This is a genomic window from Alteromonas sp. Cnat2-8 (assembly GCF_022348355.1).
Taxonomy (GTDB): Bacteria; Pseudomonadota; Gammaproteobacteria; order Enterobacterales; family Alteromonadaceae; genus Alteromonas; species Alteromonas macleodii.
In genome coordinates this window covers 19,668-43,030 of sequence record NZ_JAKREX010000004.1, presented here as the reverse complement: position 1 = coordinate 43,030, position 23,363 = coordinate 19,668, and the positions used below count along the sequence as shown (strand labels likewise).

Sequence of the window (23,363 nt, the reverse complement as noted above, 5' to 3'; positions counted from 1 at the left end):
TTATTTCTGAATTTAAAGTACTTTTTCGATGGCATACAATTCTTCATCAATGACCTGTAAGCGAGATGCTACAACGGCTCTCGCGTCGTTTACGCCTTTATTATAAAACGATGCGCCCATTTCTTTACTAATGAAGTCCAGAAGAAATTCTCCGTCAAATTGACCAAGTTCCACGCTTAATTCATCATCAAAATATCGTTGCAGTTTAGCGACTAGCGCGTCTTTTTCCTCACGGGTAAATGCAATATCACTCATTGTCATCCTTCATTCGTCACTTATAAAATGTCACGTTCTTTGTTTTAGACTCAACTATCGTTTTTCTTGCTCGTTAGCAATTATAAACGTTTTAACGTTAACACACCGCACGCCTAATTTTAGATTTTTTTAGCATGTAGACTCGGCCTGGTATGATTTTCGTATACACCTTGTAGACTTCTCTATTTTTAATTGCTGATTGTCTAAAAACAGTTATTTTAATGCAGAGTCTACATGCCCTTTTGTTCAAAGCACTGTCGCAATAGTTTGCGTAGATAATTACATCAAAATGGAGCATCGCTTTCACGTAATTTGCGAGGTTAACAATGAAAGTTCTACCTATTATCGGAATAACAACCGTACTAGCAGCAAATAGTTTACCTGCTTGCGCCAACCCTAACCCTCATAAAGATAAATCACTCCCTCCGGGTATAGAGAAGAAGTATGAACGAACAGGTGAATTACCGCCGGGTTGGGAAAAAAAGCTAGCCGTTGGAAATCGTTTAGATCGTGATATTTACAACCATGCCCGCATCATTGTGCCTTTGGGAGGAGACGGGTTAGTAACAGTTCGCATTGAAAACAAAGTGGTACGCCTTATTCAAGCCACAAGGGAAATTGTAGAGATTTTAGATTAAGCCTGCTCATATCTGAAAGAGAGCTTCTGATATGGAGCTCTTAGCTCACTTTTACTTATGGCTTACTATCAACATTTGAAAATTGACTTGCCCTCACTCGACAGTAGTATCTGGAATCAACCATAGTTTTTTAGTTGGGTAGCCATCATGTTACTCCTGCAACACATCACGCAGGATATACTAGAGCCAGTTATTCTTTGTTGTACATCAAGACTCAACAATCCCCAACTTAATGACTTGTTTAACACTTCTATAATAATGGCGGCGTTTCATTTTCTATGATGAAAGTACAAACGGCCCCAATTGCAATAAAGAAATCAGGAACAAAAAATGGCAGCTAACGCACTGTTTAAGCCTTACTCAAAGGGCAACTTATCGTTAACCAACCGAATTGTTATGGCCCCCATGACTCGTCAATTTTCGCCTAACGGCGTACCTACCAACGATGTAGCTGGTTACTATAAACGCCGAGCTCAAGGTGGCACAGGTTTGATTATCACCGAGGGCACTACAGTAAACGATAAAGTCGCTACGATGGATGCAAATATCCCTCAATTCCATGGCGATGAAGCGCTAGCCGGTTGGAAAAATGTGGTAGATGAAGTTCACAGTGTCGGTGGGAAAATTATGCCTCAACTATGGCACGTGGGTATGGCGAGGGTAGCGGAAAAAGCGCCTTATCCTGAACTTCCAAGTGCAGGGCCTTCAGGTTTATTCAAACCAGGAAAACAGGGCGCTGAACCTATGACCGTTGAACACATTGAATCCGTGATTACTGCCTTTGCACAAGCAGCAGCAGATGCCAAAACTATTGGTATGGATGGAATTGAGATTCACGGTGCTCATGGTTATCTAATCGACCAGTTCTTCTGGGAAGGCACAAACCAGCGAACTGACAGTTGGGGCGGTAACATGGAAAATCGTGGACGATTTGCGGTTGAAATAATTAAAGCCATACGTGATGCAACCGGTCCCGATTTTCCGATCGTACTGCGCTATTCGCAGTGGAAACAACAAGATTACACCGCTCGTTTAGCGCACACGCCCCAAGAGCTAGAACAGTTTCTTCTGCCGCTAAGTGAAGCTGGAGTAGATGTTTTTCATTGTTCTCAGCGCCGCTATTGGGAAAACGAATTTGAAGGCAGTGATTTAAACCTTGCAGGCTGGACGAAAAAATTAACTGGCAAGCCCACCATAACGGTAGGGTCAGTTGGGCTCAATGACGACTTCTTCGGCGCATTCAAAGGGCAAGATTCCAGCACTCGCTCAGTCGATGATTTACTTGAACGTTTAGACGCTGGCGAATTTGATCTGGTTGCTGTAGGAAGAGCGCTACTACAAGATCCGAACTGGGCAAACAAAATAAAAGAAAACCGCACCAACGAACTAGAGCAATACTCTGGTAAAGCGTTAGCAACGCTGTCTTAAGCCCTATTAAATTAAGCACTGGCGCGGCAAAGTTGCGCTAGTGCCTCTCCCAAAAGGACTCAAAGTCTGATTTGCTGAGCGGTTTTGCAATGAAATAACCCTGCGCATAATCACAGCCCATGCTTTTTAGAATATCGTATTGTTCTTGTGTCTCGACACCTTCCGCTACTACCTTTATTCCGAGTTTATTCGCCATCACAATAATGGCTTCGCACAGCACCTTATCATTGCTAACGTCAGTCATCGACTTCACAAAGCTCCTGTCAATCTTGATAAAGTCTGTAGGAAAGCGCTTTAAATAAGAAATAGAGCTGTAACCTGTACCAAAATCATCCAACGCGATATCAACGCCTGCTTGCCTAAACTGGAAAAGCTTCTTGGACACCATCTCATTGGCTTCCATTAATAAGTTTTCCGTGACTTCAAGAAGTATAGAACGCGCAGAGATCTTCTGGTCTAAAAGCAGGTTTAACCATTGAGTTATATTAGATTCTAAATTGAAGTAGTGGCTAGGTGACGTATTAATACTCACCTGCAGCTCTTGACGGTTTTGGGCTTTCCATTGTTTGATATTGGCACAGACTTCATTAAATACCCAATTACTGATATCAATGATGAGTCCAGATTCTTCCGCAAGTGGAATAAATTCATCTGGTGTAATTCTCCCCTTCGTGGGATGCTGCCATCGAAGTAACGCTTCAGCTTTCATCACTTTCTGGCTGCTGAAACATGCAATTGGCTGGTACTCAATAAACAATTCTTTGTTCTTAACTGCATAGCGCAAATCATTCAACAAGGTCATTCTCTTGATTGCTGCAGTTTGCATGTCGTGGGTATAATACTGATAGTTGTTTTTACCGAGATCTTTAGCACCGTACATCGCTTGGTCGGCATTCTTTAACAGGCCTTTGACATCTTTTGCGTCGTCCGGGTATAAGGTGACACCTAGGCTCGCGCTAGTATGCACACGTTCCAGCTCTAAACTATAAGGTTTTACGATCTCGCCAAGTAGCTTTTGTACGACCAGTTCTATAGAACTTAGGCCTTTAATGCCGTTTAGGATAATGACAAATTCGTCACCGCCTAATCGGGAAACGGTGTCATCTGAACGCAAACACTGCTTTATTCTTCTGGCGCACTCAATTAAAAGCTTATCACCTATATCGTGACCAAGCGTGTCATTAATATCTTTGAAATTATCAAGGTCCAAGAATATCACCGCTACCTTATCGCTCTCTCTATCGGCAGCCTTAATGGCTAACTGTAAGTGATCCAACATAAGGTTTCGGTTAGGAAGTCCTGTCAAAGAATCAAAGTTGGCTTGCTTCCATATAAGTTGATTCGCCAGCTCTCTTTCAATAGCGATGCTAGCGATATGCGCGAACTGTTCGATTAAGCGCATTTCGTCCGCTGTCGGTACTGCTCTTTCTCTATGATAAATTGCAAAAGTACCAATAGCGTCACCATTAGCTCCTTGTATTGGCTGTGACCAACAAGAACATACACCAGCGCGCAATGCTAAATCTTTCCAATCGGTCCAAAACGGGTGCGTACTGATATCTTCAACAATGGTCGGTAAGTTCGTCGCGGCTGTATTTCCACATGATCCCCTGCCTACACCAAACTCAACGCCATCGATAGCGTCGTTATAAAAGTCGGGTAAAGAAGGCGCAGCACCCATTTTCAGCTTGCCATCTTCTAATAGCAGGATACTGCAAATTTGATCTGTGTATTCGGCCTCTATAGCATTCACAATGTCGTGGAGTACGGTATGCAATGACTCTGCATTTACCACTTTCTCTAAAATAGCGCTCCTCACACGGGTGATTTTTTGTGTTTGAGCTAGCTTAAATTGGTACTCTTCCAACTGAGTTGAGAGATCATTGAATTCTTGTCGCTGTAGTTCCGACTCTACAAGTTTTGCAAGCTGCTCTAATTGCTGTATTTGAACGCAATTGAATATTTTTGGATTATTATCCGACACACATAGCGTTCCCACCGCAAACCCCTCTATCATCAGCCTAACACCCGCGTAAAAACGAATGTGAGGATGACCAACCACAAAAGGATTGCTTTTGAAGCGAGGGTCCTCTTGAGTATCTGGAACGACTAAGGTTTTGTCCTGCGCTATAGCATGGGCACAAAAGGCGACATCCCTTTCTGTTTCAGTCATATCGAGATTAATAGCCGACTTAAACCACTGCCTACTGTCATCGACAAATGTGACCGATGCGAATCTACAATCAAAAATGCTACTCGCTAGTCGAGTAATACGGTCAAAGCGCTCTTCTGGTGGGGTATCGAGCACTCTCAGTTTGTTGAGTGCAGCTAACCTCTCATGTTCATTTACAATAGTCGGGGGTGTGCGCACAACTCACTCCTAAATCCAACACGGTCGAATTGCGCACATTGTGCAACACGCTTTCAATAGCGAGGTTAAGCCAGTTGGACATTATTTCTGCCGCTCTCTTTGGCTTTATATAATGCGTCATCGGCTTCCGATAGTGCTGACTCAATAGTGTCATGATGTTCTTTTACATAAGATACACCCGCACTAACAGTGATATCAATAAACTTCCCGTTCACATCTAGAGGGTTTTTACTTATTCGATCTCTTAACTTTTCAGCTAACTTGAAGGCGCCTGCGCGGTCGGTATCAGGCAATAAAAGTACGAATTCCTCACCGCCAATGCGCGCTACGCAATCTGCATTACGCGAAGACATTTTTAAAATTTTTGCTACGTGTTTAATCGCTTTATCACCCATGTCGTGGCCGTGAGTGTCGTTGATACGTTTAAAAAAATCGATGTCGATCATCACCACTGACAGCGATCGCTTGTAGCGGTGACTAGCCGCTATTGCTTGTTGGGAAACAATCTGAAATGCCCGTCGATTTAGCAAACCAGATAGGTAATCAAAATTAGCGTCTCGCTGGAGCTTAGTGGCAAAACGACTTACCTTTGCCACCATTGGACGAAATATGAAAAACGCTTCAACTAATATGGTGAGGATAATGATGCCCAACACTACGTTTTGTGCATTTCTAAGGTCGTTTACTTTTTCCAAACTCTCTTTTTCATATTGCCCAACAATGTTGTGTAACGGTGTTAGCAGGTCGCTTTCTGCGAGTTGTAAAAACATCAAACTTCCGTTAGAAAACTGGACAGCGCCAACGTTACCATTTTCTGAAAGTGCGGCCCTTATCTCGCCTTCAAATAACTTTATTTTCTTATCTACATCAGAGGGAGGCATAAAATAGAGGTTATACAGTTCTTCAGAAAGTGGGCTGGGTTGACCTTTTGATAATGCTTCAAAATGTGGTGCTAGCAGAAACTGATGGTTTTGCTTCATTTTCTCAATCGCAGCTATAGAGAGTCTTTTTGATTTTTGAGCGCCAGTTTGCAAGTAATCGACCGCAAACATACTGGCTCTTTGCGAAAGCATGCGTTGCTGACCACTTACGTTAACAATTTTGCCAGTATTATTCTGCTCTGAAATGACTTCATCTAACATGAAGTGAACAACCAGAGACAGTACCGCAATCACTGAAAGCGAAATAACATAAGTTAGCGTTAACAATCTGCCTGGATTTCTTATCGTTATTGGATCTTCTGCGTTCATAACTGCGTTCCCATTATTTAGTGATCTACTACGTTAGCACTGTTGGAAAATTCAAATATTGCTCTTTAGTCTAGAAATATGCGTTAACGCTCCCCCATTGAACTTTATAGAACTATTTCGCCACGGCGGAAAATAACGCTTTTTCTGTTTTAAACGTAGCGTATAAAACGCTATTTTTTTATAACCAAGTAGATGCCACCCAACGTAGCTATTGAAGCAACCAGGATCTGCATTGTGAGTGGCTCACCAAGCGCTATCCACCCCATCAGCGATGCTATGACAGGCACGCTCAGTTGCACTGTCGCGGCGGTGGTTGATTTGATAAGGGGAAGCGCGCTGTACCAAATAGCGTATCCGCAACCCGATGCAAACACCCCTGATGCAAGCGCGTAATAAACACCCTCGCTATCTAAGACAAAATTATCTGCGCCCACGAAGCAAACCACACCAACCAAAGGAACACAGAAAAACGCGGCATAGACAAAATTACCCGATGTAGATAAAAGGGCTGAGCTACTTTTTTTACCCAAAAGCGAATAGACGCCCCAAGCCATACCCGCCAAAACCATAACCGCGCCTGCTAAAAGAGGCGGTGCTGCCGCGCTAGGCAACAGTAAGATAACAAGGCCTAAAAATGCCAACACAAACCCCAACCACTGCCATTTTTTAAATCGCTCGCCATTGAACAACCCTACGGAAATCATAGTGAGTTGCACGGCACCAAATAATAAAAGTGCCCCCGTTCCCGTGGACATTGAAATATAGGCATATGAAAAGCAGATAGCGTAAACGAACAACGAAATGCCACCGAGTACGCTGGCGTTGGTTTTTAGGCCATGAAAAAGGCCTTGAGAAGGCACGCTCTCACTTTTGCGACGTAGGAAATAAGAAGACAAAAGTAACAACGCTATCGCCCCGCTCGCTAAGCGTAAGATAGTAAAACTAGCAGGATCTATATCGGTGTTAGCAAGAGCCATGCGGCAAAGTAGCGAATTAGCAGCAAATGCAATCATGGCAATAGCGACCAATACAAAGGTTTTCAACAAACCGAATCTCCCTAGTTTTAAACGCAAAAATGCTCAGCAGTACACTAACTTATCCCGTAATGCATCGAAAAGTAAATGCTTAAACGCAAGAGACAATATTTTACAACGACGTAGACAGGTCAAACTGACTAAAACGAAAAAGAGGACCGAAAGGTCCTCTTTAAATTAGTTATTACTTGATGAGAGTTTTAAAGCGATAAGCCTAAGCGCTCAGCCACTTCAATATAGGTCTCGACAACAGAGCCCAAACCTTGTCTAAAGCGGTCTTTGTCCATCTTTTTACGGGTTTCTTTATCCCACAAGCGACAGCCATCTGGTGTGAACTCATCACCTAGTACGATATTGCCATCTTTGTCGACACCAAACTCTAGTTTATAGTCTACAAGCAACATACCCGCGTCATCAAAGAGTGCTTTCAAAACACTGTTAACTTTGAAGGTCAATGCTTTCATTTCAGCAATTTGCGCTTCGGTTGCCCAACCAAATGATAAAATATGGTAGTCATTTACCATTGGGTCGTGAAGTGCATCATTCTTTAAGAAAAACTCGAAAATAGGTGGGTTAAGCTCTTTGCCCTCTTCCACACCCAGTCTGCGAACTAAAGAGCCAGCAGACAAGTTTCTCACCACACACTCAACAGGGATCATGTCGAGCTTCTTAACCAAAGACTCAGTGTCAGAAACCAGCGCCTCAACTTGCGTTGCAATGCCTGCTTCTTCAAGCTTTGTCATAATAAAGTGATTAAACTTGTTGTTTACTTCACCTTTGCGTTCTAGCTGTTCAATCTTCTCACCATCAAACGCCGAAGTGTCGTTTCTAAAGTGAAGAATAAGTTTATCGCTATCATCAGTGTAATAAACAGTTTTTGCTTTACCGCGGTAAAGCTCGTCGCGTTTTTCCATTCTTAGTCTCAGTTATATATCAAGGTTATCTTCTGACATGACCTCAGCAAATGCACTGTAAAGGTCGGAAACCTGATTTGCTTCAAACGGTACACTTTCATTATTCATGAAGGTAACTGACGTGCGATCTGCACCCGCTCTTGCAACTTTCAAACGATAGTCACCTTTCTTTAGCAACTCTTTATCGCTTGAGAATAAACCATCCCACCAACTACCTTGATCACCATTGTAAGTGACAAATAATAGGCCGTTTGATTTATCTAAATCTTTAACGTCAAAACCAAGCTTACGCAGTACTAACAGCATTCTTGGCCACGCTACATCATACTTAGCTTCTACGATATACGCCGCATCACCATCGGCATTAAAGCCCATCTCGGTATTGATACCCTGACGGATACGAGCAATTCTTCGTGTCTCTGCTAGCTGAATTTGGTACTCATAGTGACCAACAACTTGGTTCAACACCTCAACTTCTTCGCGACGTTCTTCCATTGAAGAGACTTCTGCAATCACGTCGTTGCCCAATGTTTGCATATAGTCCTTTAATTCAACAGTAAGCGCAGCACTACGGCCGTGAGGTTTAACGTCTAAGCTGAATTCAAAACGTCGACCGATTTCGCTTTCTTCATCTATAAAGCTATACCAAGGACCTTCGACTTCTTTAGTTATCACCATCCAGTCAGTAACCAGTACTTTCTCTTCTGGACTAAAGCTATCTACACCAATACCTTGTTCATCTAAGAAACTTAAAAGCGAGTTCCAAATTGCTTGGCTTAGCGGCTGACTATCGTCAACCTGGTCAAACCAAATGGTTGCTGAACTCTTACCTTCCTCAATGTGAGAACCCGTAACTAACGGTAAAACTAATGCTGGCGAGCGAACCATCAACGACTTGCCCACCAAATTTGAATCGGCCTCTTGACCTAACTCAGGTAATACAAAATCACGAGAAAAAGCAGGTGCATCTAAGTCAGAAGGTACTTTTAGCGATTCTTGTTCTTTAGTTTTTAAGTATTCGTAGCTGCCAGACGCGGTCTTTCTATCTATTTGGCTTGAACAACCTGCAAGTGCAACCATCGCTACTGAACTTGCTATAGCCAGCGTTCTTTTCATCTGTGTTCCTTATTAACCAGAAATCAATGCGTATTTTTTTAGTAGTTCTTCGATACGTTTTTGGCTTGATAGTTCCGGTAAAACCATAGGTAATCGCATAACTGCGCTTTCCATCATGCCCATTTTATACAATGCCCACTTCGGCATTACAGGATTTGGTTCAATAAATAGTTCGCTGTGAAGTAATTTAATGGTTTCATCGATATCGCGACATTTATCAAAATTATTTTCTAGCGCAGCTTCACACATTTGTGCGATTGCTTTAGGCACTATGTTAGCCGTTACGGAGATAACGCCATGACCGCCTTCACACATAAACTCGCAGCTTGAACCGTCATCGCCGCTAAGTAAAACGAAGTCATCGGGAACCAAAGGCTGAGTAGCCTTAAGGCGTGCAATATTGCCAGTCGCGTCTTTAAGACCAACGATATTTTTGTGCGTTGCTAATTTAGCCACCGTTTCAGGCAGCATGTCGGCTACGGTGCGGCCTGGCACATTGTAAAGAATAACAGGTAAGTCACTAGCGTCTGCAATTGCATTAAAGTGCGCGACCATACCCGCCTGTTGAGGCTTATTGTAATAAGGTACTACGCTTAGGAAACCGTCTATACCTGTAGAGCCTAATTGCTCTGTAAGAAAAATAGCCTCTGCCGTAGAGTTTGCGCCACTGCCGGCAATAACCGGAATTGCTCCCGATGCCATAGCAACGGTTTCTTTAACCACATTGATGTGTTCATCAAAAGGTAGCGTTGCTGACTCACCAGTAGTTCCAACCGACACTATACCGTGGGTGCCCTGCTCTACATGAAACTTCACAAGTTTCTCTAAAGACTTGTAATCAATATCGCCGTTTTCGAACATCGGCGTGACGAGTGCTACGTAACTACCAGTAAACATAATCTCTCCGAAAAATGTGAGCGCACATGGTAAATATGTCGGTGCTTAAACACAAGTAATAGCGCAAGTAAAATGACAAGAATTTGACAATATCTTATTCAAAGGCAAGAAAAAGGCGCTGACTTATAAAAAAACTCTGTGCTAACATCCCGACATTATTAACATTGAAGTGAAGTAGATGTCGAAACACCAACTTATCGTCACCATCTTGGGGACAGACAAAAGTGGCATTTTAAGCGAAATTGCAACGACGGTATCAGAAGCTCAGTGCAATATTCTAGATAGCAGGCAAGCCATTTACGGCAAAGAGTTCTCGTTGACCATGATCATAGAAGGAACGCAAAGCGCTATCACAAAGGCTGAATGTATTTTACCTTCGCTATTTCAGCGTCTTGACCTGCTTTCTATGATGAAGCGCACTAGCCATCACGAAAAGCAAAACCTTGCCCATCTTTTTAATGTCGAGTTTAGTGGCGAAGATGCAGCTGGCTTGATTAAAGCGGTGACCGGCTTTTTTGCCGAGCGTCATGCAATGATAAGTGCATTTAGACAACGCACATTTAAAGACAAGACATCGGGTAAAGACAACATGCGCTGCAAATTTGTTGTTTCTCTTCCCTCTAATGAAAATGTAGACGCACTAGAATCTGATCTAATGTCCCTGTTCACTTCGTTAAATGTGACAGGCAAAGTTGTAGACAAACAAAAAAAGGATCCCAATGAAAACGTTACAAGCTGGTGATAAAGCCCCACAATTCTCATTGCAGAACCAAAATGATGAAACCGTATCTTTAGCTGATTTCGCAGGTAAAAAAGTACTGGTTTATTTTTACCCTAAAGCGATGACGCCTGGTTGCACAGTACAAGCCCAGGGCTTACGCGACGTAAACGAAGAACTAACGGCGAAAAATGTGGTTGTGCTAGGAATTAGCCCAGATGCAGTTAAACGCCTGCCTAAATTCATCGAAAAAGAAAACCTAAACTTTACGTTGCTTTCTGATGAAGACCACGCCGTTGCCGACGCTTTTGGTGTGTGGGGACCTAAAAAGTTTATGGGTAAAGAGTATGATGGCATTCATCGCCAAACATTCCTCGTGGATGAAGACGGTGTTATTGAGCACGTTTTCAACAAGTTCAAAACAAAAGAACACCACACCGTAGTACTTGATTATCTAAACAGCTAAACCGGTATAGAATTTAAAAAGCCCCGATAACATTATGTTTTCGGGGCTTTTTTATACTTGTTCAATTCGTGTCAGTGTTTACCTATAACGCCTATTTGAATCAGTACTCGTTTTGAATCTCGTACTGGATGGCGCTGACTGGTTCGCCAAATGGGAATAACTACTTTGCCTCTTCGGGTACAATAACGGGGTTACTAGACCACGCTGTAATTACCGCCTTCACGAGGGTAGCGAGAGGAATAGCGAAAAATACGCCCCAGAACCCCCAAAGACCTCCAAACACTAATACTGCAACGATTATATAAAGCGGATGCAAGCTAACCGCCTCCGAGAATAGCAGCGGTACCAACAAGTTACCGTCTAACGCCTGAATAATGCCGTACGCTATCATTAAATACCAAAATTCTGGTGAAATACCCCACTGAAACATAGCGACAACGGCCACGGGTATAGTAACCACTGCTGCACCGATGTACGGAATAAGTACTGAAAATCCCACCAATACGCCAAGCAAAATAGCATAACGTAAGTCCATCAATACAAACGTTACGCAGCTCACCGCGCCCACAATTATAATCTCGATCACTTTGCCGCGAATATAGTTGGCAATTTGAGAGTTCATTTCGTGACCAACTTGCGTAATTAAGCGTCGCTCCTTAGGCAGCAAGCGAGATATGCTGTCTAAAAAGAAAAGCTTATCTTTTAGCATGAAAAACACCATAAGCGGTACGAGGATAACGTAAACGAGCAACGCAGCTAAGTTGGCGATATTACTAAACGAAGCAGAAATAAGGGTTTCGCCCACCTCAACCAATTTGTCATTTAAACCTTCCATCATTTGATGGATTTGATATACCTGAACGTAATCTGGATATTTGTCCGGAAGCGTTAATATCCATTCTTGTGCTTTCTGCCATATTAGCGGCGTTTCTTGAATCAAGTTAACGCTTTGCTTGGATATAATTGGAACAAGGCCAATTAAGGTTAATATGGTTATAGTGATAAAGCCGAGCATTACAACGACGCAGGCGAGCGTTCTACTTACGCCGACATTTACCAAGCGACAGACTGGCCAATCGAGTAAATACGCAATCACTGCTGCAACCAACACAGGCATAATTAGCCCGCCCCACAATAGCAACACTGCCGTGGTCAAAAGGATCAAGATAAGCAACATTGCTGCATCAGGATCAGAAAATTTGCGTCGGTACCAACGACCAAAAACGCTAATCATATAAACGCCTAGAAATTACTAAGAATAGGACACGCATCATAGTTGATAGCGCTAGCACTTAGCAATAAGTAGCACTTAAGAATCTTTCAAAATCAAACTGGTATGATGTTTTTACAGTATAAGCATTAATGTGTAGAGTGGTTGTTACAACAGTAAAAAATAAACTGGATGCGTTTGTGTCGCATTGGTATAACTGACGTGTCATAAACGAGATGGCATAGGCGATATTGCCTTGTGTCTTCGAAAATGATGCATATAAGAAAAAAATAAAATTTGAAACTGTTTAGCAACTTAGCGCTCTAAGGATTAAGCAGTATTAACCGTATACAATGATTGTAGGTTCATGAGAAAAAAGTTTTCAGCATCTTTGGTTGCCCTTTCCTTCGTGCTCACATCGAGCCTAACGGCTGTTGCACAAGATGCCAATTACAGCAATAAAAATGCGTTACCTGAAATAGGTGTTGTTGCGTCAGACGCCATATCGCTTGATAAGGAGATGATCGTAGGCGATGCCGTAATGCGGCAAATGCGCGGTCAAAGTCCTGTAATCTCAGATCCGGTGCTGGATGAATATCTACAGGATGTAGGCAACCGATTGGTTGTCCATGCTGACAACGCCAAGTTTCCTTTTGAATTTTTCTGGGTAAATAATGATGCCATTAACGCGTTTGCGTTTTTTGGCGGTCACATTGGTGTTCACACAGGTTTAATGCGTCGTGCTGAAAATGAAAGTGAACTGGCTTCGGTGCTAGCGCACGAAATTTCTCACGTAACTCAACGCCACATAGCACGACGTATGCAGGCGCAGCAGCGCTCATCTCCCCTAGCCTTGGCGTCACTTATCGGCGGGGTGCTAATTGCAATGGCCAACCCAGAAGCGGGTATTGCGGCCATGCAGGCGGGAACCGCAGCCTCTGCACAATTGCAAATCGACTATACCCGTTCGAATGAACAAGAAGCCGATAGAATTGGTATCGCAATGCTTGCTCGTGCGGGCTTCGATCCGAGTGCGGCTGCTTCATTCTTTTCTACCATGGCGGAAGAGTACCGCATGGTTTCTCGTCCACCCGCAAGGCTGCTTACTCACCCTTTAACCGAAACCCGTATTGCTGACGCGAGAAATCGCGCTGGTGACTACCCTAGACGCTACTTACCCATTAACAAGCAATTCGAGTTGGCAAAAGCACGTATAAAGGCACGCTACTCGTTTAAAGCTGATTACGCTGTAGAATATTTCGAAGCGGCCGTGGCACAAGACGTACAGCGCAGTAAAGAAGCGTCATTATATGGTTTAGCGCTTGCTTATATGCGCGCCGAAAAAATCGAAAAAGCCAAAGACATTATGGATGAGTTAATAGCAAAAGATAGAGGAAACCTCTTTTATCTCGACGCTATGACAGATATCTATATTTCGCAAGGTGAGCCTTTAAAAGCCGTTGAAATGCTAAGACCTCACGTTACGCATAACCCTAGAAATCAAGTATTGGCACTAAACCAGGCCAATGCTTACATAAGCGCAAACAAATATGAAGAAGCGGTGTCTCTACTTAAGGATTTCCTGCTGGTTAAAAAAGATTATCAACTGGCACATCAGTTGATGAGTGAGGCGTATCAAAAGTCGAAACGTTTCTCGCAAATGCATCAGAGCAAAGCGGAAGTATATGCATTGTATGGAGCTTATAACCGCGCGGTTGACGAACTTCAATATGCGTATAATTTCGCAGGCGATGATCACCTTGAAAAACAAAGAATCAGAGCGAGAATAAAACAATTTCGCGACCAAGAAGAGCGTTTACAACGACTCTAGACCATCGCACTTCACTGCTATTCTTCAGCGCCTTTCAATTCAGCTAGGCGCTGACGCAGATGCGCTGCCGTAATTTCTCCCATTATCGTATCCTTTATTTTCCCATCAGGTCCAAGAATAAACGTGGCTGGTAAATAAGGGGGTTTTTGCATGGGCAGTTTAGTGTCTGGCGAACTTATAATAACAGGCAAATCAATATCAAACTTCTCAGCCATGGCTTTGAGTTCAGGCTTCGTTTTAAGGTCGTAGTTAATAGCAAAAAGACGGGTATCGTCAGGTAGCGAATGATTAAATGTGACGAGCTCAGGCATTTCTCGTAGACATGGTGCACACCATGGCGCAAAGTAATTTACCACAACCCACTTCCCCTCAAGATCTTGCCAAAGGTAAGCAATTCCATCTAATGTTTCAAAGTCATGTTGAAGACGCTGATACGTATATGCACCGGCAAACGCAACAAGCGCTAACAGCACTAGAAAGAGTATAGGCTTTATTTTTCCTGCATTGCTTTTTGGCTGTGACAACAACATATAACCTTCTAACTTTGACTATTTTTTCATAGTGCCAGATTCTTACTTCGCGCACTAACATAAATTCAACCACGCTTTTTAAGCACCGTTTTCCAGAAACGATGCTGTAAACAAAGAATAGTACGAATTTATTACCCGTTATCGGTAAACTGCTTGATATTCTATGGCAAAAACGCAATAGTTCGCGCCAATTCATATAATCATGAACAAGAGTATTTATGACAGACATTACCATTATTCACAATCCTCGCTGTTCAAAGAGCAGACAAACCCTAGCACTACTTGAAGAGCAAGGTGTAGCGCCTGTTATTGTTGAGTACCTAAAGCACCCTCTTGACGCAAAAGAACTGAAAGAGATATTTAAAAAACTTAACCTTGGATCGGTTAGAGATATGATGCGTACTAAAGAAGCAGAATATAAAGATGCTAACTTAGGTGATAGCGCACTGTCTGATAATGCGCTTTTTGAAGCTATGGCTCACACGCCTAAGTTGATAGAGCGTCCCATTGTTATAAATGGCGAGAAAGCCAGAATTGGTCGTCCGCCAGAATCTGTCTTGGAAATTGTATAGTGCAACCTGTTCTCGTACTTTATTACAGCCGCAACGGCAGCACAAAGCGATTAGCTGATGCCATCGCCCAAGGAGTATCGTCATTAGATGTTCCTGTGATAGTACGTACAGTCAAGAGTATCAGCGATGCAGCTAATGACGCGGCATCTAGTGCTGTACCCGAGGTTTCCCTTCAGGAACTCGAACAGTGCAGTGCCCTGGCGTTAGGTAGTCCTACGCGTTTCGGCAATATGGCAGCGCCAGTAAAACATTTTTTGGATTCTACAAGCAGTCAATGGTTAAAAGGCGCGTTGATTGATAAGCCTGCGTGCGTGTTTACATCTTCTTCTTCCATGCACGGCGGCCAGGAATCCACATTACTTTCCATGATGGTTCCGCTTATCCATCACGGCATGGTGATTTGCGGGTTACCTTACAGTGAGCCTGCGCTACACAACACCACAATGGGTGGCACCCCTTACGGTGTAACACACGTCGCTCATCACAGTTTAAGTGCACCAGAGCAATTGAGTGCAGATGAAAAAGCGCTATGCATTGCTCAGGGTAAGCGACTTGCAATGTTCGCTAAAAAGCTAGCTGACAACGCCTAACAGTTACGTTATTTGGCGCATAAAACGTAGACCTTATAAAGAACATTAAAAAACAAATTGTTTCGGAGACATTACCATGGCACCAGATACGCGTTTTTATCGCTATCTCGCACTTATAAGCCACACCGGGTTAATCGTATGGATAACACTGTGGCAATTTACTTTTACTAAAGAGCATACTTACTCTCCTTTGTTTATTGCCTTGTTTTATATTTTACCTTTATTGTTACCTTACTGGGGTATATTAAAAGGCAAGCCATATACTCACGCATGGGCCAATTTTGTCGTTTTGTTTTACCTCATTCACGGATGCACTGTGGCATACGCTGTACCTGATGAACGTTGGTATGCAGTGGTAGAGATTATTCTATGCACGGGTATGTTTGTCGGCTGTAGTGCGTTTGCTAGAAAACGTGGTCGTGAATTGGGTTTGGGCCTTAAAAAGCTTAAAGAAGAGATGCAAGAAGAAAAAGCACGCTTTGAGCAAGGTCAACAATGATCATGTAATACACAGCGAAAACACATGCTGCCAAGGGGTTAATATGACACGCCATTTGCCTGAACTTACATTAGTAATCGCATCGTTATCGTTACTTGCAGCATGTGGAGGCTCTGGTTCAGGCGATAGTTCAGCCCCAAGCACTCCTTCCATTCCTCCAACCATTAGCATTTCAGGCCCTACAAACGCCGTTGTAGGCGATGCGGTCGACTTTGCTGTCGCCTCGCCTACTGGCCACGCTATTGTAGATATCGATTGGCAAGTCTCAGGCGTATCACAGCAGCCTCTCAGTGCTCACACGCAGGCTATCGGCTTTGATGTTACCTCTTCAGGTAGCTTCGATATCGCCGTAAACGTTAGCTTAGAAAATGGCACAACGCTTACAGACACCATAACGTTACAAACGAACGAAAGTACCGCGCCGCTAGCCGCATTACGATTGGGTCATGAGGCATCCGAAGGCGGCAGAGTTTCTCTTCGCGTTGACACCGTTAACTCGCAAGGGTTAACAATCTCAAATATCACGTGGCAACAAACGTCTGGACCAATCGTCAATAACTTCAACTTTGATGAAGGCGATTATTCTCATTCGATATATTTTCAAGCGCCTCGAGTCAGCAACGACACAATCATTGAAATAGAAAGTACCGTTACACTCTCAAATGGCGAGGTGTTAACCGATAGCGCGCAAGTTCTAGTGAAAAACATCGACATTAACAATAGCGGCTTTTTTGTAGATGACGAGACAAGTATTCCCGAAACGGTAAGCGCGCATATGCAGCCCTATAGAGCCGACAGCCCTTACGCGTCGGCACTTATTGATTGTGTTTATAACAATCAGGTTTCAAACAGCTGTACGTTCTCTCAGCTACCACTGATTGGCCAAGTCACCGAAAGCCCCACTATCGATGATATTTTAGATAGAACATACGTCTCGCATCCGTGGATGGGCGATGCATTTAGAACGTATTTAGAAACTTCAGCAACCCGTGATGACATGCTTAAGTTACTACGCGCAACTAACGCGATTGTGATTTCTTACGATATCCGCCCGTCATTTTATTGGGTTGCCACTGGTGCCATTTACTTAGATGCCAACAACTTTTGGCGCACACCGCAAGAGCGAGACACGCTAAATACTCGCCCAGATTATAGAAGTGGTTTTGGTAGTGAGCTCGATTTTACGACGTCATGGCGCTACGTGAAAAACGGGGCCTATTATTTTCCTAATATCAGCACAGCGAACGTAGCAGATAGACTTCCACGTGACGTGAGCGATGTAGAAGCAGCATTAAGCTATTTGCTATACCACGAGCTAGCTCACGCCAATGACTTTTTCGACTACACCGAATGGCAACAACTCAGCAATAGCGCGAGCCCACTGTCGTCTTATGATGACAGCTCTCCCATTTCTACGGGGCTAACAACTTCATTGCCTCTTACGTCGTCACAACTCCATGCTTTGGCCGAAGTTCGATACGGCGGCGCAACCGCTTCAAGCGCGCAGCGAAATTATACCGCGCTACAAGTGGCAAATTGGTTTGAGGATGATGGTGCGGTTGCTTTCTACTCTTACTTTACGGAACGAGAAGATCTCGCCATGTTATTCGAGCGCTTCATGATGCTTTACCGGCTTGAGGCAGAAGCGGATGTAGGCGTATTTACAAGAGAGACACTGGAAGACGGCAGTTTCATTCCCACTTGGGCTCAGAGAAACCGTGTTAATGATGATAACGTTACTATGCGCGTAGATTACGTATTAAGTAGAATTTTACCCGAACTCGATGTACCTGCTATTCAAGCGTCACTTCCAAGCCCTTATCTGCTTCCGAACGATATTACCTGGCGGGACTCTGCGTCTAGTACAAATCCAAACGTACAGTCTGCGAGCGATAAGTTAATGCTACAGAACGGCGGAAACAATTCGGTTACTTCCGATGGAACTCTAATGACGGTAGCAGAAGAATTTAGCACCACATCAAGCGCTCATAGTTTAAGAAAAGAACAATAAACGGCAACACAGCAGCGCTTTGACTAACGCAGGTTAAACTCGCGCTTTGGCTAACTTAAGTTAAGCTCGCGCTTTGGCTAACTTAGGTTAAGCTCGCGCTTTGGCTAACTTAAGTTAAGCTCGCGCTTAACCATGCCCACCGATAAGCGTTTTTGTTCTTGGAGTGAGCGTGTGTCTAAACGGGCTAATAGTGACATGAGGCTTTTTAGGTCTCGTTCACTATGGTGCAAAAGAAACTGTAGTGCTTGGTTTGATAGCTTTAACCCACGTTCCGCTGCACGTAAGCGCACGGCTTCTTCACGACCATTGTCATCCAGTTGGTTTACGTGATAAATAACCCCCCACGCCAAGCGAGAACGCAAGTCAGGTAAAACAAAAGCCGGGTTAGATGGGCCTAGGTGACTAGAACAAAGTACCATGGTTTGTTTAGTCTCAATCACTCGGTTTAACAAATCGAACAACGCTTCTTCCCAACGTAAATCGCCCGCTATCGCGTGAATGTTGTCTAATGCGATTAACGAAAGATTCTCTAGGCCTTCAAAAATATCGAGCGACCACGCTTCGTAATTATTAAGATTTAAATAAAGGTGACTAACCGATTTTTCGGCTAGTTGATGACAAGTGGCAAACAATAAGTGACTTTTACCGATAGCGGTACTGCCTAGTAAAGTAAGCAAAGGCAGCTGAAGCGATGCTAAAGGCCCCAATTCAGGAGCCTCGCGCCAGTGTGGCAGCGCATCTGCAATCTGCTCAAGGACTGAAACTACTTCTTCGTTACCCGTATTGACAAAACTATCGAAGTTTTCGTCAACAGGTAGCGTGACAGGCAAAGGCAGCTGCATGCTAAATTAATTGCTCCAATAGAAACTGTGTCCTTTCACGGTTTGTCCGTACGAATCGGTTACGGGGCGTAATTTGCTTTCTAGTTTAATACTGTTAAGTAAATCGTCCACCGTTCCAATTAATGTAAGTGAGTACGTGGCAACAGAACCAGATTGCTCTACTAGTGTAGCGTTTTCAATCACACTTAAACTATTTAAATAGTCAGTAGCGCTGGCGTAACTTTTTACCGAGCCAATATTGGCAATCGATACCTTGATAACTTCTCGCTCAGACGCTTCGATTCCTACGATTGCATAAAGCGACGATAAATAATTTGAGTAGGCATCGATTAACTGATTGCCAAGAGCTTCGGGCGAATCACCGTATATGCTGCCATAGCTAACCTTACCGCCACCAACGAACACCCAGTCTAGTGCATAGTCACCTTCATCGGCACGCTTCGCATAGTTGGCAAACTCGTTCATGGTGAACGGCATCGTTGTGCTCTCTTCCTGCGCCAGCTCCTTCGCCGAGGTTCCGTCAGCATTATTTAAGTTTTGGTTTGTAGCGTCATAACCGTCATTTAACTGAGCATCAACACCGTTATTCATCGCACCAGACTCAACGTTATCTGAAAAGGTGCGCTGTGCGTCCATATTATCTACACGCGGATTTCGCTCACCGAAACTTTGTTCATCAGTTTGTGCTCTAAACTGTGCTTCTTCATCTAGCACGCTATCAAGAGATTCTACTGTGCCAGAAGGCACAACATTTTCCGGCAAATCAGGGATTGCACTCGCGTCGTTACGATAAACTCTGGCACCAATAATGTTGTCGACCCCATAGCGTGTAGATGCTTTGCGCAAAGGCTCAACAAATCGTCCCCACACATCATAAGTAGAAATATTTACATTGTCGGTAAGGTCCATTAAAGGCAAGCTTAATGGTACGCCTCGTTCTTTCGCCGTTTGTTTGAGCGTATGTTGTAATTCTGTATTGAGAGATTCGTCTAAGATGATGCGAGTTTCGTTGTCGTCTTCCTGCGCAAGCCACACTATCGTTTCAGGGCGTCTATCACCCCAGAGCGGAAGCATTTCACGCTGAAGAAGTTCATTGAGTTTTGCTTGATCGAACTCCGCAACGTAATACGTTCTACCTTTGTCAAAAGCAAATCGATAGGAACGAAGCAGCGATTGAGGCGACGATAACGCTGCTCTAACACCGGCATTATCGAGCACGCTTGTGCTGCCCGACATCTTCACAAAAACCTGCCTTAATGCTTTTTTAAGCGCGTTTTGTTGGGTACGCTGAGTTTGATCTTCAACTTGAATCTGCGCTTCGTTGACCACAACGCGTTGAGCCGCATTTATAAAGGGGGCGTAAGTCAGCGCAGCAAGAAATGAAATGCCCAGAATGCCTTTCAAGCTAACTCTCGTTAAATTAGTTCCATTGGTGTTACGCTTTACTGCCGTTAACATTGACACTCCATACTCTCTTAAAATCAATTCCTTACCTATCGAATCGTCAGTTAATCTCGTTTACCTATATACGGTAAACTTGGACTAACCTGCGCGCAATTCACTCTACTTTTTAGAGCGAGACATTTTATCAAGCAAGATGTTCACCAAAAGATAGCCTTCTATTGTCTTTTATATTGGGTTTAATTTCACCCCTAAAATAAAAAAGATCAAAAAGCGCATAAAATAGCCTTCACAAATTGGACTTGTGACGACTTGCTGGTAGAATCCGCGGTTTTCTACCTCTTAGTTTCAGGGCCCAACCGTGAGCGAAAATAAAACCTCTTTAAGTTACAAAGATGCAGGCGTAGATATCGATGCAGGTAATCAACTTGTTGAACGCATTAAATCTGTTACCAAGAAAACCCATAGACCAGAAGTAAAAGGTAATCTGGGTGGTTTTGGTGCACTTTGTGAACTGCCTACAAAATATAAAAAGCCGCTACTTGTTTCAGGTACTGACGGCGTGGGTACAAAACTAAGAGTTGCTATGGATGCTAACCGTCATGACGGTGTTGGTATCGACTTAGTAGCAATGTGCGTAAACGACCTTATTGTTCAAGGTGCTGAGCCCCTATTCTTTCTAGATTACTACGCAACTGGCAAGCTTGACGTTGATGTAGCCGCGTCGGTTGTAACCGGCATTGGCGCCGGCTGTGAGCAAGCAGGTTGTGCATTAATTGGTGGTGAAACAGCCGAGATGCCTGGCATGTATCACGATGGTGACTACGATATTGCAGGCTTCTGCGTAGGCGTGGTTGAAGCTGATAAGGTTATTGACGGCGCTAACGTTAAACCAGGTCAAAAACTAATTGCACTTGGTTCATCGGGCCCTCACTCAAACGGTTACTCATTAGTTAGAAAGATTATTGAAGTTAGTGGTGCAGATGTAAACGCCGACCTAAACGGCAAGCCTATCATCGACCAACTTCTCGAGCCTACTCGCATCTATGTTAAATCGGTATTGGCATTGCTTGAAGAAGTACAAGTAAGCGCTATTTCTCACATCACGGGCGGTGGTTTTTGGGAGAACATCCCTCGCGTATTACCTGAAGATGCGAAAGTGGTTATTGATGAAAGCACCTGGGAATGGCCTGCAATCTTCTCTTGGTTACAAGAAAACGGTAACGTGACTCGCCACGAAATGTACCGCACGTTTAACTGTGGTGTTGGCCTTGTAATCGTTGTTGACGAAAGCGATACCGATGCTGCACTGAATATTCTTAAACAACACGGTGAAAATGCTTGGGTTATTGGTGATATCGCAGCAAAAGATGGCGAAGAGCAAGTAGAGATCAACGCGTGAGTAACAGTGTAACCAAACTATGCGTACTTATTTCAGGTAATGGCAGCAATTTACAAGCCATTATCGATGAAATAAAAGCAGGCCGTCTGAATGCGGAAATCAGCGGCGTGATCAGTAATCGCCCTACTGCTTATGGTCTGGAACGCGCTAAAGAAGCCGGGATCAATGCGGTTTGCTTAGATCATACAGGCTTCGATTCACGAGAGTCTTATGACGGGGCGCTCAAAGCACAAATTGAGGCTTTTGGCGCAGACTGTGTTGTTCTTGCGGGCTTTATGCGTATCTTAACACCGGAGTTCGTCGACAGCTTTGCTGGAAAATTAGTGAACATTCATCCATCTTTGTTGCCGAAGTACAAAGGTTTGAATACGCATCAGCGAGCTATCGACAATGGAGACAAGGAGCACGGCGTTAGCGTGCACTTTGTTACACCAGAGCTCGACGGCGGCCCTGTTATCATTCAAAGCCGCGTACCTGTGTTTGAAGACGACACAGCAAGCGACTTGGCCGAGCGTGTTCAAGAACAAGAACGTCGTATCTATCCGCTTGTGCTATCTTGGTTTAGTGCAGGTCGATTATCGATGCGAAACAATAAGGCAGTTTTAGATGAGCAAGAATTACCAGAATCTGGTTATGCAAGCGACTAAGCCTTTTGCTTTAGGCGCACTGTTAGCAGCATCGCTTTCAGTAGCCGCGCAAGCAAACCCTAGTACAGAAAATACGGATAGTGCAGAGCTACCGCTTCAGCCCTACAAGGCAACCTATACCGCTTACAAATGGGGTGACGATGTAGGCGAAGCGAATATTGAGCTCTCGAAATTAGGTGACCAACAGTATTCTCTAATTTACACGTCAAAAGTGTCTAAGTTTTTCTTGTCTGACAAACGCAGTGAACATTCTATTTTTACTGTTAATGATAATACCGTCGTACCCTCTGAGTACTACTATAATCGTTCTGGCACAGGACCTGATAAAGAGCTTAAGGTAACGTTTAGTCATCAGGGACAAGGCAAAATTGCAGTCGAGAATGGCGAAACATTTGATTGGAACGGTGAATTTGATAATCAAATTTATCGTATTGACCTTGCAAAGCAGTTAGCGGAAGGTAAGACATCTTTAGAATACCACTTCGTAAATTATCGTGGCGAACTTCGTCACTACGGCGTTCAAGTGGTGGATGAAGAGGTATTGTCTTTACCTTTCGGTAAAATTGAAACTGTAAAAGTTAAGCTTATTCGCGACTCAAATAAGCGTGAGACGTTTGCTTGGTTTGCGCCATCACTTAACTACACGTTAGTTCGTCTGCAACAGTTCAAAGAAGGCGATGAACAGGGCGATATCAAACTGAAATCGTTTGAGACGCAGTAAAGCGTAAAGATAAACCGTTT

Annotated in this window: 23 protein-coding genes; 12 read left to right on the top strand and 11 right to left on the bottom strand. The window is 43.7% G+C overall.

Annotated features, from left to right (window positions below):
- Nucleotides 1-12: 12 nt before the first annotated feature.
- A complete protein-coding gene (locus MHN00_RS11100) occupies nt 13-255 on the bottom strand; it encodes a DUF2164 domain-containing protein (protein WP_014949652.1) in 243 nt (80 codons plus the stop codon).
- A gap of 326 nt (nt 256-581) precedes the next feature.
- On the opposite strand from MHN00_RS11100, the gene MHN00_RS11095 reads away from it, so the two are divergent.
- Together MHN00_RS11095 and MHN00_RS11090 are read left to right on the top strand one after the other, a co-directional pair.
- Nucleotides 582-893 (top strand): hypothetical protein, encoded by a 312-nt coding sequence (locus MHN00_RS11095; RefSeq protein ID WP_014949653.1) that lies wholly within the window; start codon nt 582-584, stop codon nt 891-893.
- Nucleotides 894-1,223: 330 nt separating this feature from the next.
- Nucleotides 1,224-2,321, top strand: a complete 1,098-nt coding sequence (locus tag MHN00_RS11090) for an NADH:flavin oxidoreductase (RefSeq protein ID WP_014949654.1) — start codon at nt 1,224-1,226, stop codon at nt 2,319-2,321.
- Nucleotides 2,322-2,358: 37 nt separating this feature from the next.
- Here MHN00_RS11090 and MHN00_RS11085 read toward each other — a convergent pair whose 3' ends face one another.
- From MHN00_RS11085 to dapA, 6 genes are all read right to left on the bottom strand, one after another.
- The gene (locus tag MHN00_RS11085) at nt 2,359-4,692 is read right to left on the bottom strand and encodes an EAL domain-containing protein (RefSeq protein WP_110289162.1); all 2,334 of its coding nucleotides are present in this window, start codon (nt 4,690-4,692) and stop codon (nt 2,359-2,361) included.
- 65 nt (nt 4,693-4,757) lie between these two features.
- Nucleotides 4,758-5,942, bottom strand: a complete 1,185-nt coding sequence (locus tag MHN00_RS11080) for a diguanylate cyclase (RefSeq protein ID WP_014949656.1) — start codon at nt 5,940-5,942, stop codon at nt 4,758-4,760.
- A 170-nt stretch (nt 5,943-6,112) separates the two neighbouring features.
- The gene (locus MHN00_RS11075) at nt 6,113-6,988 is read right to left on the bottom strand and encodes a DMT family transporter (RefSeq protein WP_039227637.1); all 876 of its coding nucleotides are present in this window, start codon (nt 6,986-6,988) and stop codon (nt 6,113-6,115) included.
- 188 nt (nt 6,989-7,176) lie between these two features.
- Entirely contained in the window at nt 7,177-7,890 is a 714-nt protein-coding gene (purC, locus tag MHN00_RS11070) for a phosphoribosylaminoimidazolesuccinocarboxamide synthase (RefSeq protein ID WP_014949658.1), read from the bottom strand.
- A 12-nt stretch (nt 7,891-7,902) separates the two neighbouring features.
- On the bottom strand, nt 7,903-9,006 hold the full coding sequence (gene bamC, locus MHN00_RS11065; RefSeq protein WP_239301169.1) for an outer membrane protein assembly factor BamC: 1,104 nt from the start codon (nt 9,004-9,006) through the stop codon (nt 7,903-7,905).
- 12 nt (nt 9,007-9,018) lie between these two features.
- Complete coding sequence (gene dapA / locus MHN00_RS11060) at nt 9,019-9,903, bottom strand: 4-hydroxy-tetrahydrodipicolinate synthase (RefSeq protein WP_014949660.1); 885 nt, start codon at nt 9,901-9,903, stop codon at nt 9,019-9,021.
- 178 nt (nt 9,904-10,081) lie between these two features.
- Here dapA and MHN00_RS11055 point away from each other — a divergent pair, with 178 nt between their 5' ends.
- On the top strand, nt 10,082-10,645 hold the full coding sequence (locus tag MHN00_RS11055; protein ID WP_014976680.1) for a glycine cleavage system transcriptional repressor: 564 nt from the start codon (nt 10,082-10,084) through the stop codon (nt 10,643-10,645).
- Nucleotides 10,623-11,087 carry a thioredoxin-dependent thiol peroxidase gene (gene bcp / locus MHN00_RS11050; RefSeq protein ID WP_239301168.1) on the top strand — a complete coding sequence of 155 codons (465 nt, stop codon included), beginning with the start codon at nt 10,623-10,625 and terminating at the stop codon, nt 11,085-11,087. Before MHN00_RS11055 ends, bcp begins: the two co-directional genes overlap by 23 nt.
- 160 nt (nt 11,088-11,247) lie before the next feature.
- On the opposite strand, the gene MHN00_RS11045 is transcribed toward bcp, so the two are convergent.
- Entirely contained in the window at nt 11,248-12,321 is a 1,074-nt protein-coding gene (locus MHN00_RS11045) for an AI-2E family transporter (RefSeq protein ID WP_014949663.1), read from the bottom strand.
- 343 nt (nt 12,322-12,664) lie between these two features.
- Between MHN00_RS11045 and MHN00_RS11040 the strand changes: the two genes are divergently transcribed.
- Nucleotides 12,665-14,128, top strand: a complete 1,464-nt coding sequence (locus MHN00_RS11040; protein ID WP_014949664.1) for a M48 family metalloprotease — start codon at nt 12,665-12,667, stop codon at nt 14,126-14,128.
- Nucleotides 14,129-14,145: 17 nt separating this feature from the next.
- Here the strand turns inward: MHN00_RS11040 and MHN00_RS11035 are convergent, their stop codons facing one another.
- Nucleotides 14,146-14,658 carry a TlpA disulfide reductase family protein gene (locus tag MHN00_RS11035; RefSeq protein ID WP_239301167.1) on the bottom strand — a complete coding sequence of 171 codons (513 nt, stop codon included), beginning with the start codon at nt 14,656-14,658 and terminating at the stop codon, nt 14,146-14,148.
- Nucleotides 14,659-14,876: 218 nt separating this feature from the next.
- On the opposite strand from MHN00_RS11035, the gene arsC reads away from it, so the two are divergent.
- The 4 genes from arsC (at nt 14,877) to MHN00_RS11015 (ending at nt 18,330) form a co-directional block, all read left to right on the top strand.
- Nucleotides 14,877-15,230, top strand: a complete 354-nt coding sequence (arsC, locus tag MHN00_RS11030; protein WP_014949666.1) for an arsenate reductase (glutaredoxin) — start codon at nt 14,877-14,879, stop codon at nt 15,228-15,230.
- The gene (gene wrbA / locus MHN00_RS11025) at nt 15,230-15,820 is read left to right on the top strand and encodes an NAD(P)H:quinone oxidoreductase (RefSeq protein ID WP_014976683.1); all 591 of its coding nucleotides are present in this window, start codon (nt 15,230-15,232) and stop codon (nt 15,818-15,820) included. Before arsC ends, wrbA begins: the two co-directional genes overlap by 1 nt.
- Before the next feature lie 76 nt (nt 15,821-15,896).
- Nucleotides 15,897-16,319, top strand: a complete 423-nt coding sequence (locus tag MHN00_RS11020) for a DUF2069 domain-containing protein (RefSeq protein WP_039220793.1) — start codon at nt 15,897-15,899, stop codon at nt 16,317-16,319.
- A gap of 43 nt (nt 16,320-16,362) precedes the next feature.
- On the top strand, nt 16,363-18,330 hold the full coding sequence (locus tag MHN00_RS11015; protein WP_239301166.1) for a hypothetical protein: 1,968 nt from the start codon (nt 16,363-16,365) through the stop codon (nt 18,328-18,330).
- A 104-nt stretch (nt 18,331-18,434) separates the two neighbouring features.
- On the opposite strand, the gene hda is transcribed toward MHN00_RS11015, so the two are convergent.
- Together hda and MHN00_RS11005 are read right to left on the bottom strand one after the other, a co-directional pair.
- On the bottom strand, nt 18,435-19,172 hold the full coding sequence (gene hda / locus MHN00_RS11010) for a DnaA regulatory inactivator Hda (RefSeq protein WP_061095203.1): 738 nt from the start codon (nt 19,170-19,172) through the stop codon (nt 18,435-18,437).
- A 6-nt stretch (nt 19,173-19,178) separates the two neighbouring features.
- Nucleotides 19,179-20,630 (bottom strand): DUF2066 domain-containing protein, encoded by a 1,452-nt coding sequence (locus tag MHN00_RS11005; RefSeq protein ID WP_239301165.1) that lies wholly within the window; start codon nt 20,628-20,630, stop codon nt 19,179-19,181.
- A gap of 304 nt (nt 20,631-20,934) precedes the next feature.
- On the opposite strand from MHN00_RS11005, the gene purM reads away from it, so the two are divergent.
- The 3 genes from purM to MHN00_RS10990 are packed head-to-tail and all read left to right on the top strand — an operon-like array spanning nt 20,935 to nt 23,343.
- On the top strand, nt 20,935-21,975 hold the full coding sequence (purM, locus tag MHN00_RS11000; protein WP_239301164.1) for a phosphoribosylformylglycinamidine cyclo-ligase: 1,041 nt from the start codon (nt 20,935-20,937) through the stop codon (nt 21,973-21,975).
- Nucleotides 21,972-22,622 (top strand): phosphoribosylglycinamide formyltransferase, encoded by a 651-nt coding sequence (gene purN, locus MHN00_RS10995; RefSeq protein WP_014979424.1) that lies wholly within the window; start codon nt 21,972-21,974, stop codon nt 22,620-22,622. The genes purM and purN overlap by 4 nt, the downstream gene beginning before the upstream one ends.
- Nucleotides 22,582-23,343: a DUF3108 domain-containing protein gene (locus MHN00_RS10990; protein WP_231506486.1), complete on the top strand. Its 762-nt coding sequence runs from the start codon at nt 22,582-22,584 to the stop codon at nt 23,341-23,343. The genes purN and MHN00_RS10990 overlap by 41 nt, the downstream gene beginning before the upstream one ends.
- The last annotated feature ends 20 nt before the right edge of the window (nt 23,344-23,363 follow it).

Coding starts and splice junctions, on each gene's coding strand:
- dapA (WP_014949660.1), bottom strand. CDS start 9,903: ATGTTTACTGGTAGTTACGTAGCACTCGTCACGCCGATGTTCGAAAAC.
- MHN00_RS11090 (WP_014949654.1), top strand. CDS start 1,224: ATGGCAGCTAACGCACTGTTTAAGCCTTACTCAAAGGGCAACTTATCG.
- hda (WP_061095203.1), bottom strand. CDS start 19,172: ATGCAGCTGCCTTTGCCTGTCACGCTACCTGTTGACGAAAACTTCGAT.
- purC (WP_014949658.1), bottom strand. CDS start 7,890: ATGGAAAAACGCGACGAGCTTTACCGCGGTAAAGCAAAAACTGTTTAT.
- MHN00_RS11100 (WP_014949652.1), bottom strand. CDS start 255: ATGAGTGATATTGCATTTACCCGTGAGGAAAAAGACGCGCTAGTCGCT.
- MHN00_RS11055 (WP_014976680.1), top strand. CDS start 10,082: ATGTCGAAACACCAACTTATCGTCACCATCTTGGGGACAGACAAAAGT.
- MHN00_RS11040 (WP_014949664.1), top strand. CDS start 12,665: ATGAGAAAAAAGTTTTCAGCATCTTTGGTTGCCCTTTCCTTCGTGCTC.
- bamC (WP_239301169.1), bottom strand. CDS start 9,006: ATGAAAAGAACGCTGGCTATAGCAAGTTCAGTAGCGATGGTTGCACTT.
- MHN00_RS11005 (WP_239301165.1), bottom strand. CDS start 20,630: ATGTTAACGGCAGTAAAGCGTAACACCAATGGAACTAATTTAACGAGA.
- MHN00_RS10990 (WP_231506486.1), top strand. CDS start 22,582: ATGAGCAAGAATTACCAGAATCTGGTTATGCAAGCGACTAAGCCTTTT.
- MHN00_RS11095 (WP_014949653.1), top strand. CDS start 582: ATGAAAGTTCTACCTATTATCGGAATAACAACCGTACTAGCAGCAAAT.
- bcp (WP_239301168.1), top strand. CDS start 10,623: ATGAAAACGTTACAAGCTGGTGATAAAGCCCCACAATTCTCATTGCAG.
- MHN00_RS11045 (WP_014949663.1), bottom strand. CDS start 12,321: ATGATTAGCGTTTTTGGTCGTTGGTACCGACGCAAATTTTCTGATCCT.
- MHN00_RS11015 (WP_239301166.1), top strand. CDS start 16,363: ATGACACGCCATTTGCCTGAACTTACATTAGTAATCGCATCGTTATCG.
- MHN00_RS11035 (WP_239301167.1), bottom strand. CDS start 14,658: ATGTTGTTGTCACAGCCAAAAAGCAATGCAGGAAAAATAAAGCCTATA.
- MHN00_RS11080 (WP_014949656.1), bottom strand. CDS start 5,942: ATGAACGCAGAAGATCCAATAACGATAAGAAATCCAGGCAGATTGTTA.
- arsC (WP_014949666.1), top strand. CDS start 14,877: ATGACAGACATTACCATTATTCACAATCCTCGCTGTTCAAAGAGCAGA.
- MHN00_RS11020 (WP_039220793.1), top strand. CDS start 15,897: ATGGCACCAGATACGCGTTTTTATCGCTATCTCGCACTTATAAGCCAC.